General features: G+C 66.4%; 22 protein-coding genes. 15 read left to right on the top strand and 7 right to left on the bottom strand.

Annotated elements, in window-relative coordinates; all coding sequences use genetic code 11:
• Positions 1–487 precede the first annotated feature (487 nt).
• Positions 488–664, bottom strand: a complete 177-nt coding sequence (locus Q5H94_RS11535; RefSeq protein WP_304561422.1) for a hypothetical protein — start codon at positions 662–664, stop codon at positions 488–490.
• Positions 649–2,034, bottom strand: a complete 1,386-nt coding sequence (gene radA, locus Q5H94_RS11530) for a DNA repair protein RadA (protein WP_304561421.1) — start codon at positions 2,032–2,034, stop codon at positions 649–651. Before radA ends, Q5H94_RS11535 begins: the two co-directional genes overlap by 16 nt.
• A gap of 92 nt (positions 2,035–2,126) precedes the next feature.
• Here radA and Q5H94_RS11525 point away from each other — a divergent pair, with 92 nt between their 5' ends.
• The gene (locus Q5H94_RS11525) at positions 2,127–2,903 is read left to right on the top strand and encodes an energy transducer TonB (RefSeq protein ID WP_304561420.1); all 777 of its coding nucleotides are present in this window, start codon (positions 2,127–2,129) and stop codon (positions 2,901–2,903) included.
• Here the strand turns inward: Q5H94_RS11525 and Q5H94_RS11520 are convergent.
• Complete coding sequence (locus Q5H94_RS11520; RefSeq protein WP_304561419.1) at positions 2,900–3,604, bottom strand: glutathione S-transferase N-terminal domain-containing protein; 705 nt, start codon at positions 3,602–3,604, stop codon at positions 2,900–2,902. The genes Q5H94_RS11525 and Q5H94_RS11520 overlap by 4 nt on opposite strands.
• Before the next feature lie 100 nt (positions 3,605–3,704).
• On the opposite strand from Q5H94_RS11520, the gene Q5H94_RS11515 reads away from it, so the two are divergent.
• Both Q5H94_RS11515 and Q5H94_RS11510 read left to right on the top strand, forming a co-directional pair.
• Positions 3,705–4,196: a GAF domain-containing protein gene (locus Q5H94_RS11515; RefSeq protein WP_304561418.1), complete on the top strand. Its 492-nt coding sequence runs from the start codon at positions 3,705–3,707 to the stop codon at positions 4,194–4,196.
• Between the two features lie 33 nt (positions 4,197–4,229).
• Entirely contained in the window at positions 4,230–5,381 is a 1,152-nt protein-coding gene (locus Q5H94_RS11510; RefSeq protein ID WP_304561417.1) for a glycosyltransferase family 4 protein, read from the top strand.
• Positions 5,382–5,474: 93 nt separating this feature from the next.
• On the opposite strand, the gene Q5H94_RS11505 is transcribed toward Q5H94_RS11510, so the two are convergent.
• Positions 5,475–5,795: a DUF2218 domain-containing protein gene (locus tag Q5H94_RS11505; RefSeq protein WP_304561416.1), complete on the bottom strand. Its 321-nt coding sequence runs from the start codon at positions 5,793–5,795 to the stop codon at positions 5,475–5,477.
• An 83-nt stretch (positions 5,796–5,878) separates the two neighbouring features.
• Entirely contained in the window at positions 5,879–6,472 is a 594-nt protein-coding gene (locus Q5H94_RS11500) for a PadR family transcriptional regulator (RefSeq protein WP_304561415.1), read from the bottom strand.
• 234 nt (positions 6,473–6,706) lie between these two features.
• Between Q5H94_RS11500 and Q5H94_RS11495 the strand changes: the two genes are divergently transcribed.
• From Q5H94_RS11495 to Q5H94_RS11460, 8 genes are all read left to right on the top strand, one after another.
• A complete protein-coding gene (locus tag Q5H94_RS11495; RefSeq protein ID WP_304561521.1) occupies positions 6,707–8,041 on the top strand; it encodes a replication-associated recombination protein A in 1,335 nt (444 codons plus the stop codon).
• A gap of 83 nt (positions 8,042–8,124) precedes the next feature.
• On the top strand, positions 8,125–8,472 hold the full coding sequence (locus Q5H94_RS11490) for a hypothetical protein (protein ID WP_304561414.1): 348 nt from the start codon (positions 8,125–8,127) through the stop codon (positions 8,470–8,472).
• Between the two features lie 50 nt (positions 8,473–8,522).
• A complete protein-coding gene (locus Q5H94_RS11485; protein WP_304561413.1) occupies positions 8,523–8,702 on the top strand; it encodes a hypothetical protein in 180 nt (59 codons plus the stop codon).
• A gap of 211 nt (positions 8,703–8,913) precedes the next feature.
• Positions 8,914–9,705 (top strand): uroporphyrinogen-III C-methyltransferase, encoded by a 792-nt coding sequence (gene cobA, locus Q5H94_RS11480; protein WP_304561412.1) that lies wholly within the window; start codon positions 8,914–8,916, stop codon positions 9,703–9,705.
• On the top strand, positions 9,702–9,992 hold the full coding sequence (locus Q5H94_RS11475; protein ID WP_304561411.1) for a DUF2849 domain-containing protein: 291 nt from the start codon (positions 9,702–9,704) through the stop codon (positions 9,990–9,992). Before cobA ends, Q5H94_RS11475 begins: the two co-directional genes overlap by 4 nt.
• Before the next feature lie 193 nt (positions 9,993–10,185).
• Entirely contained in the window at positions 10,186–11,817 is a 1,632-nt protein-coding gene (locus tag Q5H94_RS11470) for a nitrite/sulfite reductase (RefSeq protein WP_304561410.1), read from the top strand.
• On the top strand, positions 11,810–12,235 hold the full coding sequence (locus Q5H94_RS11465) for a DUF934 domain-containing protein (protein WP_304561409.1): 426 nt from the start codon (positions 11,810–11,812) through the stop codon (positions 12,233–12,235). The genes Q5H94_RS11470 and Q5H94_RS11465 overlap by 8 nt, the downstream gene beginning before the upstream one ends.
• On the top strand, positions 12,228–12,986 hold the full coding sequence (locus Q5H94_RS11460; RefSeq protein WP_304561408.1) for a phosphoadenylyl-sulfate reductase: 759 nt from the start codon (positions 12,228–12,230) through the stop codon (positions 12,984–12,986). The genes Q5H94_RS11465 and Q5H94_RS11460 overlap by 8 nt, the downstream gene beginning before the upstream one ends.
• Here the strand turns inward: Q5H94_RS11460 and Q5H94_RS11455 are convergent.
• Entirely contained in the window at positions 12,983–13,342 is a 360-nt protein-coding gene (locus tag Q5H94_RS11455; protein WP_304561407.1) for a hypothetical protein, read from the bottom strand. The genes Q5H94_RS11460 and Q5H94_RS11455 overlap by 4 nt on opposite strands.
• Before the next feature lie 63 nt (positions 13,343–13,405).
• Positions 13,406–14,896 (bottom strand): replicative DNA helicase, encoded by a 1,491-nt coding sequence (locus Q5H94_RS11450; RefSeq protein WP_304561406.1) that lies wholly within the window; start codon positions 14,894–14,896, stop codon positions 13,406–13,408.
• A 120-nt stretch (positions 14,897–15,016) separates the two neighbouring features.
• Between Q5H94_RS11450 and Q5H94_RS11445 the strand changes: the two genes are divergently transcribed.
• The 4 genes from Q5H94_RS11445 to Q5H94_RS11430 are packed head-to-tail and all read left to right on the top strand — an operon-like array spanning position 15,017 to position 16,995.
• Positions 15,017–15,499, top strand: a complete 483-nt coding sequence (locus Q5H94_RS11445; RefSeq protein ID WP_304561405.1) for a UPF0262 family protein — start codon at positions 15,017–15,019, stop codon at positions 15,497–15,499.
• A gap of 7 nt (positions 15,500–15,506) precedes the next feature.
• On the top strand, positions 15,507–16,196 hold the full coding sequence (locus Q5H94_RS11440) for a GH25 family lysozyme (protein ID WP_304561404.1): 690 nt from the start codon (positions 15,507–15,509) through the stop codon (positions 16,194–16,196).
• Complete coding sequence (locus Q5H94_RS11435) at positions 16,193–16,663, top strand: cytidine deaminase (protein WP_304561403.1); 471 nt, start codon at positions 16,193–16,195, stop codon at positions 16,661–16,663. Before Q5H94_RS11440 ends, Q5H94_RS11435 begins: the two co-directional genes overlap by 4 nt.
• Positions 16,663–16,995 carry a hypothetical protein gene (locus Q5H94_RS11430; protein ID WP_304561402.1) on the top strand — a complete coding sequence of 111 codons (333 nt, stop codon included), beginning with the start codon at positions 16,663–16,665 and terminating at the stop codon, positions 16,993–16,995. Before Q5H94_RS11435 ends, Q5H94_RS11430 begins: the two co-directional genes overlap by 1 nt.
• Positions 16,996–16,998 lie beyond the last annotated feature (3 nt).

Raw genomic sequence — 16,998 nt, 5'->3', positions numbered from 1 at the left:
AGAAAGTTTACGCTACGTCTGCCCCATTCCTTCCTTCCCCGCGCGGTTTGCACGTGGGCGAGAGGACACATTCGCCGGAATGGCGGGACGTGCGGGCCGACAGTTCAAAGAGCGATGGTGCGATATAGCTTGGAGAGGTGAGTGTAGGACAGCGCTGTCTTGGTTTGGGTGGACGGGCGACATCACTCATCCTCTCCCGCGTTCGCGGGAGAGGCAACGGAGACTTGGTCCGCATTCTTCATGCGGGCCTAGTCGTAGTCGGTGAGGGTCTTCCTTTTGCAGCCGTAGAGAGAAGAAGACCCTCCCCCAGCCCCTCCCGCGAAGGCGGGAGGGGGAAGCTAGGGCTCCCTCCCGCGAAGGCGGGTGAGGAGAAGAAACCAGGCTCGCAAATGGTCGGAAGCCGCCGTTCGGCGCTACCTCACGGACGTCTGCTATGGGTTGAAAGGGGAGGTTCGATAAAACTGGCCCTCGTCAACCCGACGCCCCCTCACCCCACCACCCGCATCACCCGCTTGCCCTTCGTCCGGCTCGTCAGGTGGAACTGGAAACAGCGATCGCAGCGATACTGCCGCAGCGGCAGGCCCCAGCCCTCCGCACCCAGCACCGCCTCGCGCGCGGTGGCGAAGCGGGCTTTGCGGCGGCAGACGCTCAGCTTCGTGCGCATTCCTTGCCCAGTAGATGTTCGACCAATTGCCCCAGCGTGCGGAAGCCGCTGATCGTGAGCGGTCCCTTTTCCCCGACCATCGCGGACGGGCCGAGCGCGCGCATGAAGCCGAGCTTGGCCGATTCCTTCATGCGCAGCGGCGCGTGCGCGACCGGCCTCACCTCGCCCGACAAAGCGATCTCGCCGAACGCCACCGCATCGGCCGCCACCGGCCGCTCCGACAGCGCCGAGACGAGCGCCGCCGCCACCGCCAGATCGGCGGCGGGATCGGTGACGCGGTAGCCGCCGGCGATGTTGAGATAGACCTCGCACGACGAGAAGCTCAGCCCGCAGCGCGCCTCCAGCACGGCGAGGATCATCGCCAGCCGGCCGCCGTCCCAGCCGACCACCGCGCGGCGCGGCGTCGCGCCGGAGGCAAGCCGCACGACCAGCGCCTGGATCTCGACCAGCACCGGCCGCGTCCCTTCCAACGCGGGAAAGACGGTCGAGCCGGTCACGCCTTCCTCGCGCTGCGTCAGGAACAGCGCGCTGGGATTCGACACCTCGGTCAGACCTTCCGCCACCATCGCGAACACGCCGATCTCGTCGGTGCCGCCGAAGCGGTTCTTGATCGCGCGCAGGATGCGATACTGGTGGCTGCGCTCGCCTTCGAAGCTCAGCACCGTATCGACCATATGTTCGAGTACGCGCGGCCCTGCGATGCTGCCGTCCTTGGTGACATGGCCGACCAGCACCACCGCCGTGCCGCGCTCCTTGGCGAAGCGGATCAGCTCCTGCGCGGAGGCGCGCACCTGGCTGACGGTGCCGGGTGCGCCCTCGATCAGGTCGCTGTGCATCGTCTGGATCGAGTCGATCACCAATAGGTCGGGCGGGGTTCCCTGCGAGAGCGTGGTGAGGATATCGCGCGTCGATGTGGCGGCGGCGAGCTGCACCGGCGCCGCGCCCAGACCGAGCCGCCGCGCGCGCAATCGCACCTGATCCGCCGCTTCCTCACCCGAGACGTACGCGACCGAGAGGCCGGCGAGCGCCATCTTCGCCGCCGCCTGCAGCAGCAGGGTCGACTTGCCGATGCCGGGATCGCCGCCGATCAGCGTCGCCGATCCCTCGACGAACCCGCCGCCAAGTGCCCGGTCGAGCTCGGCAATGCCGCTGGAAAGCCGCGCGGGCAGCTCGACGTCGGTATCGAGCCCGATCAGCGAAATCATCCGCCCACCGCCCTGCAGATTGTGCTTGGCCTGAAACGGCGTGACGTTCCCGCCCGCCTCCTCGACCAGAGTGTTCCATTCCGCGCAATCGGCGCACTGCCCCTGCCACCGGTGCGACACCGATCCACAGGATTGGCAGACATAACGCTTCTGGGGTTTGGGCATGCGGGCGCCCTAACAGAAGAACGTTACCGGAACAACGTGGTTTGACGCCGCCCTCAAAACGGCGTTACGCTCGGACGTGCAGGGAGAAGACTATGGCGATGATGTTGGCGCTGCTGATGGCCGCTACGGCGACGCCCGTTCCGATGACGTCGCAGGGGCCGTGGGTCGTGAATGGCGACGAGAACCTCTGCTACCTGCAGCGCAAGTTCTCGGACGGAAAGCAGGAGGCGACTTTGGTCTTCCAGCCTCTGCTCGATCTCAGCACGATGGAATTGTCGATCATCTCGAAGGACAAGTCCTCGACGACGACGGGAGAAGCGGCCGTCACTTTGTCGTCGAGCAATCGTACCTTCAAGGGCCGGTATTTTTCGACCTTCAATGCCAACAGGAACCGGCGGCTGACCCGGATTACGATCGATCGCGTCCTGCTCACCACGATCAAAGACGGCGATGACCTCATCGTCGACGCCAGGCCGGTCGCGGCGCGTTTCCCGATCAAGCGGCCGGACAAGGCGCTGCCGATCCTGCAGGAATGCGTCGATTCGATGAAGAAGTCTTGGGGCGTCGACCCTGAGTCCAAAGCTGCCGTCGCGGTGCAGCCGACCGGCAATCCCGCGGCCTATTTCGGACCAGATGCTTATCCTGTGGCGGCGTTCAGTGAGGGCATCTCCGGCCGCGTAATCGCGCTCCTGCAAGTCAGCGCGAACGGCAAGGTCGAGCATTGCCGAATCGTCTCCTCGGCAGCTCAGGCGCTAAACGAAGGAACGTGCACGGCCGCGTATCACATCCGCTTCAAGCCTGCGCTCGGCCAAGACGGCAAGCCCATCGCCTCGACCTACCTGCTGCCGGTTAACTGGGTCATGCCCTAGGGCCGCGCCGGTATCGTCAGCCCCCTTTGCACCGCCGGCCGCGCCAGTCCGCGTTCCAGCCATGCCTTCACGTTCGCGAACCCGTCGAACCCCACCAGATCGCCCGCCTCGTAGAAGCCGACCAGTCCGCGCACCCAGCCCAGCATCGAGATGTCGGCGATCGTATAGTCGTCGCCCAGGAACCAGTCGCGCCCGGCCAGCGCCTTGTCCATCACGCCGAGCAGCCGCTTCGCCTCGCCGACGTAGCGGTCGCGCGGGCGCTTGTCCTCGAAGTCCTTGCCGGCGAACTTCACAAAGAAGCCGACCTGGCCGAACATCGGGCCGACGCCGCCCATCTGGAACATCACCCACTGGATCGTCTGCAGACGCCGGATCGGATCGGTGGGCAGAAACTTGCCTGTCTTTTCCGCCAGATACAGCAGGATCGCGCCGCTCTCGAACAGCGCGAGCGGCTTGCCGCCCGGCCCGTTCGGATCGAGGATCGCCGGGATCTTGCCATTGGGGTTGAGCGATTCGAACTCGGGCGTGTGCTGATCGTCCTTGCCGAAATCGACCACATGCACCTCGTAGGGCAGGCCCGTCTCCTCCAGCATGATCGACGCCTTCACGCCGTTGGGCGTCGGCAGCGAGTAAAGCTGCAGGCGGTCAGGATGCTGCGCGGGCCAGCGCTGCGTGATCGGGAAGTCGGCGAGATCGGTCATGGGGCTCTCCTTCGCCGCCACAGATAGGGTGTCGCCCAGACCGGGCAATTGCGGACGGCTAACAAAACGCCGATACTCGCGCAAAACAGGGCCTGCAGAAATGGATGAACTCGCGCAGCAATCGGTCACGTTCGGCGACGACACGCGCATCCGCGCGATCCTGAAGGCCGTTTGCGACATGACCGGCATGGGCTTTGCCGCGGTCTCGCGCGTCACCGATACGCGCTGGATCGCGTGCCAGGTGCTCGACAAGATCGGCTTCGGGCTCGAACCGGGCGAGGAGCTCGATCTCAAGACCACGATCTGCGACGAGATCCGCGAGGGCGGCAAGCTGGTCGTGATCGATCATGTCGGCGCCGATGCCGACTGGCGCACGCATCACACGCCGATGATGTACGGCTTCGAAAGCTATGTCTCGATCCCGATCGTGCTGGAGGACGGCAGCTTCTTCGGGACGCTCTGCGCAATCGACCCGGAACCGCGCGCGCTCACGTCCGGCACCATCGTCGCGACGATGCAGGGCATGGCGCAGCAGGTCGCGGCGATGGTCACGGAAAAGGCGATGGGCAAGCGCGCTGATATCGAGCAATAGCCAAGGCGTCCCCGCCCCGCTATGGCGCGGCTGATGCTCGCGCCCGAATTACGTGTTGCCCTGTTCAGCGGCAATTACAACTACACCAGAGACGGCGCCAACCAGACGCTGAACCGGCTCGTCGGGCATCTGCTCGGGCGCGGGGCGGCGGTGCGCGTCTATTCGCCGACGAGCAAGCGCCCCGCCTTTGCGCCAACCGGCGATCTCGTCAGCACGCCTTCCGTGCGACTGCCGGGCGGTCGGGCCGAATACAAGCTCGGGCTCGGCATATCGAAGGAGGTGCGGCGCGATCTCGATGCGTTCGCACCCAACCTGATCCACGTCTCCGCGCCCGAATTCCTCAATCACGCCGCCGTCCGCTACGCGCGCGAAAAAGGCATCCCGGTGGTCGCGTCGTACCACACGCGCTTCGAGACCTATGTTCAGTACTACGGCCTTGCCTTCCTGAAGCCGCTCGCGATCAGCATCCAGCGCAAATTCTACCAGAGCGTCGACGAGGTGCTCGCGCCCAGCCAGATGATGGGCGAGATATTGCGGGAATGGGGTGTGACGACGCCCGTCACGCGCTGGTCGCGCGGGGTGGATCACGATCGCTTCAATCCGGCGCGCCGCAGCCTGGAGTGGCGGCGCGCGCTCGGCATCGCCGATGACGAGATCGCGATCGGCTTCCTCGGCCGGCTGGTGAAGGAAAAGGGCCTCGACGTCTTCGCCAAGGCGATTCACGCGCTGCAGAAGCGCGGCGTGCGGCACAAGGTGCTGGTGGTAGGCGAAGGCCCTGCCGAGGCATGGTTCGCGAAGGAGATTCCCGATGCGGTGTTCGCCGGCTTCGTGACCGGCGACGATCTCGGCCGCGCGGTCGCCTCGATGGACGTGTTCTTCAACCCCAGCGTCACCGAGACCTTCGGCAACGTGACGCTGGAGGCGATGGCCGCCGGCGTGCCGGTGGTGGCGGCACGCGCGAGCGGCGCGGTCGGGCTGCTTGAGGACAATGTGACCGGACTGATCGTCGATCCCGACGATGTCGAGGGCTATGCCGACGCGATGCAGCGTTTCTGCGAGGACGAGGCGTTCCGCGTCGGCGCAGGCCGTGCGGGCGTGGCGGAAGCGGCGCGCTACGACTGGGACACGATCAACCAGACCGTGCTCGACACGTATCTGCGCGTGATCGAGCGCGAATCCAACTAGCGTCGCCCCGGCGCAGGCCGGGGCCGCCAGGTTGCTTGGCAGGACTTTTGCCACAAACTCAATGGCCCCGGCCTGCGCCGGGGCGACGATTAATCAGGCCGCCTTCCAGTCGAAGCTCAGCGGCGCCTCGCGGAACGCGAAGCGGTCGAGATGGCGCGCGACCGCACCCTTCAGCCCTTCGAGCTGCTCCTCGACGCTCGCGTCGATCCGCACGCCGAGCGCTTCCGCGCCCGCGTCGAACGTCACCAGCGCATCGGCCGGCCAGTCCGCGCCGCGCGCGTCCTTCGGGAAGATGACGGTGCCATGCTCGGCGTTGAACAACACGGTCAGATTGTGCTGCCAGTGCTTGCAGAGTTGCTGGAGGTATTTGCTCGCGCTCGCGGTGGGAACCTGGGCGGTTGCGCTGATGCTCACGATTTCGAATCCTTCCGGGGGATAGGGGGTGGCGGTTGCCCAATCGGACAACCGCCGGCGCAGCTTTTCGAGCCGCGTCATGGTTACAGCCGCTCGATCTTCTGCGCCGCCTCGTCAAGCAGCGCGACGACGGCCTGCAGCGTCTCGTCATCGAGATCGCGGTCGCTGAGACGATCCTTCAGAGCGATGCCGAGGTTCATCATCGCCCGCTTGATCGAGCGATGATCGGTGCGCGCGCGCTCCTCGCCCACCGCCGCCAGCCGGGCGAACAGCGCCGCGACGGCCTCGGCATTTTCCGCAAGATGCGCGGTGCCGGCCTCGGTGACGGCGAAGAGCTTCTTCGCACCCTCCTGCTTGCCCTCGACCAGGTCCATGTCGTCGAGCAGGGTGATGGTCGGATAGACCACGCCCGGGCTCGGCGCATAAGCGCCGCCGGTCAATTCCTCGATCTGGCGGATCAGGTCGTAGCCGTGGCGCGGTTCATCGGCGATCAGCTTGAGCAGCACGAGCCGCAGTTCGCCGCCGTCGAACATCCGGCGGGACCGCCCGCCTTCACGGCTGCCGCCCTCACCCCAGCCGTGACGCCCGCCGAAGCCACGACCGAAACCACCCCCAAACATCGGGTGGCCGTGGCCATGATTGCCGCGAAGGCCATGTCGTTTGTTGTGTCCAAACATCTATCGTTACCTTTCTGAGTCTCTACGATGGCACTAAGATATATCGCAATGCAGAGGAGTCAAGATATATCTTGGAATGTTTTTATCATTCGCTATTGGCCCTTCGTCACTCCGGGCTTGACCCGGGGTCTCGCTTGTTGTGCGGCGTTGGAAAGGCAGCGGGATCCCGCTCAAGGCCGGGGTGACGGCGGAGCAAGTGTGGCGGAGATCGACGAAAGTCCCTATCTGTTCCCGATGCCCGACCTCTTCGCAGCCTATGATCCACCCGCGCCCGAGGCGCCGCTACCCGAGGGTGCGCCCCTTGCCGATCGCCTCCGTCCGCGTGCGCTGTCGGATGTCGTCGGTCAGGATCACCTCACCGGCGCCGAAGGCGCGATCGGGCGGATGGTCGCGGCCGGACGCCTGTCGTCGATGATCCTGTGGGGCCCGCCCGGCACCGGCAAGACCACCATCGCGCGGCTGCTCGCCGACGCCGTGGGCCTGCGCTTCGTCGCGATCTCGGCGGTGTTCTCGGGCGTGGCGGACCTCAAGAAGGCCTTCGCCGAGGCGCGCGAACATGCGAAGCTCGGCAAGCGCACGCTCCTGTTCGTGGACGAGATCCACCGCTTCAACCGCGCGCAGCAGGACGGCTTCCTGCCCTTCGTCGAGGACGGCACGGTCACCCTCGTCGGCGCGACCACCGAGAATCCGAGCTTCGAACTCAATGCCGCCTTGCTCAGCCGCGCGCAGGTGCTGATCCTGCGCCGCCTCGATGCCGCCGCGCTCGAACTGCTGCTGGAACGCGGCGAGGCGCTGGAGGAACGCCCGCTCCCGCTCACGCCGGCAGCGCGCGAGGCGATCGTCGCCAGCGCGGACGGCGACGGCCGCTTCCTGCTCAACCAGGCCGAGACATTGTTCTCGGTCGATCTGCCCGAACCGCTCGATCCCGCCGGTCTGTCGGCGTTCCTGCAACGCCGCGTCGCCGTCTACGACAAGGACCGTGAGGGGCATTACAACCTCATCTCCGCGCTGCACAAATCGCTGCGCGGGAGCGACCCGCAGGCGGCGCTCTATTATCTCGCGCGGATGCTGACGGCAGGCGAGGAGCCGCTCTACGTGCTGCGCCGTATCGTCCGTTTCGCGAGCGAGGATATCGGCCTCGCGGACTCGAATGCGCTCACGGTGTGCCTCGCCGCCAAGGACGCCTACGATTTCCTCGGCAGCCCGGAGGGCGAGCTCGCGATCGTGCAGGCCTGCCTCTATTGCGCCACCGCGCCCAAATCGAACGCCGCCTATGTTGCGCAAAAAAGTGCCTGGCGCAGCGCGAAGGAAACCGGCTCGCTGATGCCGCCGCAGAACATTCTCAACGCGCCGACCAAGCTGATGAAGGAGATCGGCTACGGCAAGGGCTATGCCTATGATCACGATACCGATGCGGGTTTCTCGGGCTCCGATTACTGGCCCGAGGAGATGGCGCCGCAGACCTTCTACACCCCCACCGACCGCGGCATGGAAAAGCGCATCGCCGAGCGCATGGCGTGGTGGGCGGAGCTGAAGAATGAGGACGACACCCCTCCCCGTTCGGGCTGAGCTTGTCGAAGCCCTGTACTTCTTTTGCTACGATAGAGAAAAAAGACAGCCCTTCGACAAGCTCAGGGCGAACGGGGGCGGGAATGCTTTTCGATAGCTGGGACGATGTCGTCGCCTTTGCCCTCACCCTGCCCGACACCTATATGGAAAGCTTCTACAACCAGCCCGCACCGAAGGTGAACAAGAAGGCGTTCGTCTCGCAGGGACATGAGGAGGGCAGCTTCCACGTCCCCAGCCCGCACGACGAAAAGGCGGTGCTGCTCGAAACCGATCCCGATACCTTCTGGCAGACGAAACACTACGAGAACTGGCCCGGCCTGCTCGTCCGATACGGCAGCCAAGATCCGGAACGCATCGCCACCGTCATCCGCCGCGCCTGGTGGGACAAGGCGGGCAAGACCCAGCGCAAGGCTTTCGGCGAACGTCCTTAACTTGCGACGAACGGCGGAACCTGGCCCCCGATTCGGCGATTATCGGATGCGTGACCCAAGACAAGAAGCCGACCGCTACCCTCACCCGATCCGCGAAGCTCCGTCAGCAGGCAGGCAACTGCCTGACCATCGCCGTGCGCGAAAAGACCCCCGATTTCGCCGCCGAACTGATCGACGAGGCGCTCCGTCTGTCGCAGCGCGCGGCCGAGCTGGAGGGCAAGGCGGCGTAGAAAACCTCCCCCCGCCAGGGGGAGGTGGCAGGCGTAGCCTGACGGAGCGGGAGGACGGCGGCGTCCTCGCGACTGTTCCGCATCCGCTCCCTTCGTCGCCTGCGGCGACACCTCCCCCTTGTGGGGGAGGATACTTGCCAGAAGTTTCCCTACACCCCGCAAAAGCATCCGTCCGGTTGCCCGATCCCCCGGCTTCGCTCATGGGTCGATCATGGCTAGCCTGCTCGATCCCACCTCACGCGGCCGCGTGATCCTTGTCGGCGCGGGGCCGGGCGATCCCCGTCTGCTCACCGTGCGCGCGGTCGAGGCGTTGCGCGCCGCCGATATCGTCGTCCACGACGGGCTGATCGATCCGCGCGTCCTCGATATCGCGCCGCCGACGGCGCAACGCATCTCGGTCGCGAAACAGCGCGCACGCCACACGCTGCCGCAGGAATCGATCAACGCGCTCATCATCGCCCATGTCCGCACCGGCGCGATCGTCGTGCGGCTGAAGGGTGGCGACCCCTTCATCTTCGGGCGCGGCGGCGAAGAGGTCGAGGCGGTGCGCGCCGCCGGGCTTCCAGTCGAAGTCATTCCTGGCGTCTCGGCCGCGCTCGGCTGCGCGGCGGAGGCGATGTTGCCGCTCACTCACCGTGATCACAGCAGCGCGGTCAGCTTCGTCGCGGGCCAGTGCAAGGGATTGGCCGATCAGGACTGGTCGGGCCTCGCCGGCAAGGGCCGCACGCTCGTCATCTACATGGGCGTCGCGACCGCCTCCGACATCGCCGACAAGCTGATGCGCGACGGCGTCACGCCCGACATGCCCGTCGCGGTGCTGGAGCGCGGCACGCTCTCTGGCGCGCGCGCGCTGCGCACGCTCCTTGCCGATCTCGGGCCGATGATGGCGCGCGAAAAGGTGGCGAGCCCGGCGATCATCGTTGTAGGCGAGGTCGTCGAACTGTCCGATGCCGAGGACCGGCTCGGCCGCTGGGCGAGCGTTGCAGAGGGGACTTTTGCGTGAAGCTGTTGACGGGGAACGACTTGCCGAGCGGCGACGTGATCTGGTGGACCGGAAGCGGCTGGTCGCGCCACGTCGAGGACGCCGCCGATACCGGCACCGACGGCGAAGCGATCCTCGCGGTGGAACAGGCCGCCCGCCGCGTCAACGGCGCCTATGTGATCGACGCGGCCGCGACGCCCGATGGCCCCCGCCCCGCCCACATCAAGGAACGCATCCGCGCGCTCGGCCCCACGGTGCGCATGGACCTGACGCTCAAGCCCGAGGTTTCGCCCGAGGTGGTGCTGTGATGGTTCACGCGGAGGCGCGGAGCCGCGGAGCGGATGTCGCGCGCGGCAGCGCGTCTCTTTTCATCGCGACGTTCGAAAGGTCTCCCGGACGCACCGCCAGCGCATCGCCTCGGCGTCCTCTGCGCCTCTGCGCGAACCCCCTTCTTCTCTCCGCGGCTCCGCGCCTCCGCGTGCAAAAAATCAGGGCTTTCTGATGTATCAATACGACAAATACGACCAGTCGATCGTCGATGCCCGCGTCGAGGAATTCCGCGATCAGGTGAAGCGTCGCCTCGCCGGCGAGATCACCGAGGATCAGTTCAAGCCGCTCAGGCTGATGAACGGCCTCTACCTTCAGCTCCACGCCTATATGCTGCGCGTCGCCGTGCCCTACGGCACGCTGTCCGGCCCGCAGATGCACATGCTGGCGCACATCGCGCGCAAATACGATCGCGGCTACGGCCATTTCACCACGCGGCAGAACATCCAGTACAACTGGATCAAGCTCGACGAATGCCCCGATATCCTCGCGGAGCTGGCAACGGTCGAGATGCACGCCATCCAGACCAGCGGCAATTGCATCCGCAACATTTCGTCGGACCAATACGCCGGTGCGGCCGCCGACGAGGTCGCCGATCCGCGCCCCTGGGCGGAGTTGCTGCGCCAGTGGAGCACCTTCCACCCAGAGTTCACGTACCTGCCGCGCAAGTTCAAGATCGCGGTGATCGCCGCCGACGAGGACCGCGCGGCGATGCGCCTCCACGATATCGGCATCCAGCTCGTCAAGAAGGACGGCGTGCTCGGCGGGCGCATCTTCGTCGGCGGCGGCATGGGCCGCACGCCGATGATCGCGCCCGAGATCAAGAACTTCGTCACCGCCGACGATCTGCTCAGCTATGTCGAGGCGTGCCTGCGCGTCTACAATCGCTACGGCCGGCGCGACAATATCTACAAGGCGCGCATCAAGATCCTGATCCACGAGATCGGCGCCGACGAATACCGCCGCCAGGTCGAGGAAGAATTCGTCGCCGTGAAGGCGCTCGGCATCGATCCGCCGCAGGCCGAGTTCGACCGCATCACGGCCTTCTTCGCGCCCCCCGCCTTCGACGCGGGCGCGAGCGACGCGATCGACCGCACCGATCCCGATTTCGCCGTCTGGCTCGACCAGAACGTCAAGCCGCACAAGCAGCCGGGCTATGCCATCGTCAACATCAGCCTGAAGAAGACCGGCGACATCCCCGGCGACGCCTCGGCCGATCAGATCGACGTCATGGCCGATCTCGCCACCAAATACAGTTTCGACGAGCTCCGCGTGACGCATGCGCAGAACATCGTCCTGCCGCACGTCGCGGTGCGCGATCTGCCCGAGGTGTGGCGAACGCTCGACGCCGCCGGCCTCGCCGCCGCCAACCTCGATCTCATCACCGATATCATCGCCTGCCCCGGCCTCGATTATTGCAGCCTCGCCAACGCGCGCTCGATCCCGGTCGCGCAGAAGATCGCGAGCCGCTTCGCCGATCAGGGCCGCCAGCGCGACCTCGGCGAATTGAAGCTCAAGATCAGCGGCTGCATCAACGCCTGCGGGCACCACCATGCCGGCCACATCGGCATCCTCGGCGTCGACAAGAAGGGCACCGAGAATTACCAGCTCCTGCTCGGCGGATCGGGCGCGGAGGACGCCAGCCTCGGCAAGATCACCGGCCCCGGCTTCGACGAGGACGGCATCGTCGATGCGGTCGAGAAGGTCACAAACGTCTATCTCGGCGTGCGCGCGGACGGGGAGCGTTTCCTCGACACCTATCGCCGCGTCGGCATGGAGCCGTTCAAGGAGGCTCTCTATGGGTGATCTGCTCCGCTACCGCGACGATGCGGCGCACGAGGAACCGGCAGTCACGCTCGACGCCTTTCTTGGGGCATCGAACGCCACCGCCGTGCGGATCGAGCCCGGCGAGGATGCCCGCGCGCTGCTCCCGCATCTCGACCGCATCGCCTTGGTCGAGGTCGCCTTTCCCGCCTATCGCGACGGGCGCGGCTATTCCACCGCGCGCGTGCTGCGCGAGGCCGGCTACACGGGCGAGCTTCGCGCCGAGGGCGACGTGCTGGTCGATCAGGTGCCGCTGATGCGCCGTTGCGGCTTTGATAGTTTTGCTCCGCGCGCTGAAATCGATTCTGCGACGCTCAAGGCCTCGTTGGAAAGATACGAGTTCGTATATCAGGGTGCGGCCGATGGGGCCGTTCCCGTATGGAAGCTGCGACATGGGTGAACCCGCCCGCAAGATCGACATTATCGGCTCCCGCCCCGCCTTTACTCAGGCCGATGCGGATGCGCTCAACGCGCGCTTCGCGGGCGTCGATACGATGTCGATGCTGCGCGCTCTGTTTTCCGAGGGCATCCTCGGGCGCACCGCAGTGGTGTCCTCGTTCGGCACCGAGAGCGCGGTGCTGCTCGATCTCGTCGCCCGCGCCGACAAGAGCGTGCCGGTGGTGTTCGTCGATACGCTCAAGATGTTCCCGGAGACGCTCGCCTATCGCGATACTCTGGTCGAGACGCTGGGCATCGAGAACAGCTGGACGGTAGAACCCGATCCGGTCGTGCTCGCCGCCAAAGACGGCACCGATCTGCGCTGGTCCTACGATCCCGACGGCTGCTGCGAGATACGCAAGGTGGAGCCGTTGAAGCGCGCCAAGGCGGGGCTCGACAGCTGGATTTCCGGGCGCAAGGCGTTCCAGTCGCAGACCCGCCAGAACATCGCCCGCTTCGAGATCGAGGACGGCCGCCTCAAGGTCAATCCGCTTGGCGATTGGGTGAAGGCCGATCTGGAGGCGTATTTCGCGGAAACGCATCTGCCGCGTCATCCGCTGGAAGTGGACGGCTATCCCTCGATCGGCTGCCAGCCCTGCACCAGTAAAGTCCTGCCCGGCGAAGACCCCCGCGCGGGCCGCTGGCGCGGGTGGGAAAAGGTGGAATGCGGCATCCATGTGCCGGAGAAGCCGGGCGAAGAACCCGTTTTCTAGGGCTTCTTGCCGGTCGTGATCGCCTGCGTGCGGTGTGCGGCGACCTGAGCGTCGAGCACCCGCGCCCGCGTATCCAGCTCCCGCGCTTCCGCGTCCGACATGCCGTCGCCGCCGTAGCGATCCGAGAGCGTATCGATCTGATTGGCCTCGCGCCGCTGCCGGTAAGCGTCGCGGCGCGAGAGTTGCCCGGCGTTGCGCCCGTGGTCGATATCGCGGCGGATCTTCGCGGTGTCGGCGCTGCCCGCATAGACCGGCGCGGCCGGGCTCCATTCCTTGACCGGCGCCCGGAACTGCGCCGTCGCGGGCATGGGCGCCGCCATCAGGGCGATTGCGATCCAGGCTCCACGTCGCATCATCGTCACGCTCCTACCCGCGTCATGCGGGAAGATGATCGGGCCGGACTGAACGCCGCGTGAACCTCAATAGCCCACGTAATCACTGAACCGCGTGATCGTCGGCTCGAACTTCAGCACCACCTTGCCGGTCGCGCCGTGGCGCTGCTTGGCAACGATCAGCTCGGCGAGGCCGAAGACGCGCTCCATGTCGGTCGCCCATTGCGCGTGATCCTCGAAGATCTTGGCGCTGTCGCCCTCGGTCGGGCGCTTGGGCTCCTTGGCGGCGACGTAATAATCCTCGCGGTACACGAACATGACGATGTCGGCGTCCTGCTCGATCGATCCCGATTCGCGCAGATCCGAAAGCTGCGGGCGCTTGTCCTCGCGCTGCTCGACCGCGCGGCTGAGCTGCGAGAGCGCCATCACCGGCACGTTCATGTCCTTCGCCAGCGTCTTGAGCCCGCGCGAGATCTCGGAGATTTCCTGCACGCGCCCGTCGCTCGACGATTTGGCGGAGCCGGTCAGCAGCTGGAGGTAATCGATCACCACCAGCCCGATCTCGTTATTGTGCCGCCGCTGCAGCCGTCGCATCCGCGTGTGCAGCGCCGCGATCGTCAGGCCAGCCGTATCGTCGATGAACAGCGGCAAATTCTCCAGATCGGCGGCGGCGGCGGCGAGCTGGTTGAACTCGGCGCGGCTGATCTTGCCCATGCGCAGCGCTTCGGAACTGATCCGCGCTTGCTCCGAAAGGATGCGCGTGGCGAGCTGGTCGGCCGACATTTCCAGGCTGAAGAATGCGACCTTCGCGCCGACAGACTCGCTGTGCGGGATGCCGTCCGCGCGGTCGCGCATGTAGCGCTGCGCCGCGTTGAAGGCGATGTTGGTGGCGAGCGATGTCTTGCCCATGCCCGGACGCCCGGCGAGGATCATCAGATCCGAATGGTGCATGCCGCCGATCTTGGCGTTGACGCTGTCGAGCCCCGTCGTGATGCCCGACAGGTTGCCGCCCGAGTTGAGCGCGCGCTGCGCCATCTTCACCGCAGCCGTCGTCGCCTGGGCGAAGGTCTTGACCGCGGTCTCGGATGCGTTGTCGCCCGCGACCTTGAACAGCTCTTCCTCGGCCAGCTCGATCTGCCCGCGCGGATTGACCTCCTCCGACGTGTCCATCGCGCGTTCGACCAGCCCGCGCCCGACGGTCACCAGCGTGCGCAGCATGGCGAGATCGTAGATCTGCGACGCGAACTGCCGCGCGCCGATCAGCCCGGCACCGCTGCCGGTGAGCTGCGCGAGATAGGCCGGCCCGCCGAGCTCCTTCATCGCCGGATCGCTCTCGAACATCGGCCGCAGCGTCACCGGCGAGGCGAGCATGTCGTTGCCGCGCGCGGTGCGGATCGCCGCGAAGATGCGACCATGCAGCGGCTCGAAGAAATGCTCGGGCTCGAGCTTGTCGATCAGGTCGTCAGCCAGCCGATTGTCGATCATCATCGCGCCGAGCATCGCCGCCTCCGCCTCCACGTTCTGCGGAAGCTGGGTTTCGGGCGGAGTCGACGCGGGTGGGACGAGTGCGGTGGCCATCCGACCGCTTCTACGCGAGCGGGCGCGCGCCTCAAAGCCGCTTGCGACGGGCGGCGGTGTGGAGCCCGTGGATAACCTACCGGATTGTCCCCGCCCCGCATCCCCGGTACGGCGCTCGGGATGAGCGATCCGCGCATCATCGACATCAGCCTCGACGAGGCGACGATCGCCTGGCGCTCGGCGGATATCGAGCAGGAGCGGCGGATCGCGATCTTCGATCTGATCGAAGGCAACAGCTTCGCCCCCGTCCGCACCTATCCCGATGGCTATGCGGGGCCATACAAGATCGCGCTCGCCGCCGAGGAAGGCCGCCTCGCCATCGCCATCAACCGCGCCGACGGATCGCATCTGGAAACCTATGTGCTGGCGATGGGGCGCTTCCGGCGCACGATCAAAGATTATTTCGCGATCTGCGACAGCTATTTCGAGGCGATCCGAAACGCGACACCGCAGCAGATCGAGACGATCGACATGGCGCGGCGCGGCATTCACAATGATGCTGCCGACCTCCTCAAGGAGCGGCTGGAGGGCAAGATCGCGATCGATTTCGATACCGCACGGCGGCTGTTCACGCTGATCTGCGTGCTGCACAATCGGGGCTGAGGGCGAGGTGCGGCTCAATCTCGTCGGCCGGTGGATCGGCATCGCCGGTGCCGGTGCCGTCGCGCTCGTGCTGATCGGCGTGGCGGCGTGGACGCTCGCGCTGAGCTGGCGGCCGACCGACAAATACGTCTTTCAGGGCGTCGACGTTTCCGAGGAGCAGGGCGCGGTCGAATGGTGGACGGTCAAGGGCGGGGGCGCGAACTTCGCCTATCTGCGCGCGACCAGCGGGTCGGCCGGCCGCGACCAGCGCTTCGAGAAGAATTGGGCCGATGTCGAAAAGACGGGGATGCGCCGCGGCGCGATCCACCGCTACTCGCTCTGCAATCTGGCGGTCGATCAGGCGAACAATTTCAACACCACCGTCCCCAAGGACGAAGGCGCACTGCCCGCCGCAGTGGAGCTCGATTTCACCGGCGATTGCACCGCTCGCCCCGAACAGGCGGTGGTCGTCGATGAGTTGCGCAAATTCCTGACGATGGTCGAGGCGCACACCGGCAAGCCCGTGCTGTTGCGCATCACCAGCCGTTTCGACGCGCAGTACAAGGTGACGCAGGGCATCGTGCGGCCGGTCTGGGCGATCGGCAATTTCTTCCCGCCCGATTATGCCGCGCGGCCGTGGCGGATGTGGCAGGCGAGCGATATGCGGCGGATCGACGGGGTCGACGGCCCGGTTCATTGGGATGTGGTGCGGCCATGACGGATCTGGTTCTTGAAGAGGCGACCGGCGCGCGCCTGATCGCGGCGGCGCGCGAGGCCGCGCTGAAGGCGCATGCACCCTACTCCCGCTTCGGCGTCGGCGCGGCGGTGCTGCTGGCGGACGGCAGCGTGGTGACGGGCGCCAATTTCGAGAACGCCAGTTACGGCCTCTCGCTTTGCGCCGAGACGGTGGCGCTGGCGACCGCGAGCAGCGCCGGGCGGCTGCGCGACGTCGTCGCCATCGGCGTGATCGGCGGCGCGATGGACGCGGCCGGCACCCCGCGCGGGGATGCGGTGGTCGGCCCGTGCGGCCGCTGCCGCCAGGTCATCAACGAAGCCGCGCAGATGGGCGGTCGCGACGTGACCGTCTGGTGCGCCGCCGCCGAGGGCGACGCGGTCGAACGCTACCGCCTGTCCGAACTGCTGCCCCACGCCTTCGGGCCGGGCGATCTCGGCATCACAGGCTGATGGCGAAGGCCGATCGTCTCGCCCGCCTCGACGATCAGCGCATCGAACTCGAGGCCGAGTATCGCGAGGCGCTGATTGCGGCGCTCCGCGTCACGGCCGCGGGCAAATGGGGCCTGTTCGATCACACCGGGGATCGCTCCGCGCGCGCCGCGGTCGCGCCGGTCCTGGCTCATCTCGCCTATCTCGGCGAGACGATCGACAAGGCGCGCGCACAGTTCGCCATGCCCTCGTTTCCGCTGCAGCAGGAATTTCTGAGTGCGCGCGGCCGCGTATCGCCGCAGGCACCGGGCGAGCCGAAGCAGGCGCAGGCATGGCTGGAACGTCTCGGGTAACGC

This window comes from Sphingomonas immobilis (assembly GCF_030580995.1).
GTDB lineage: Bacteria > Pseudomonadota > Alphaproteobacteria > Sphingomonadales > Sphingomonadaceae > Sphingomonas > Sphingomonas immobilis.
The sequence above is the reverse complement of the archived record's forward strand: the minus strand, read 5'-3'. Positions and strand labels throughout refer to the sequence as shown.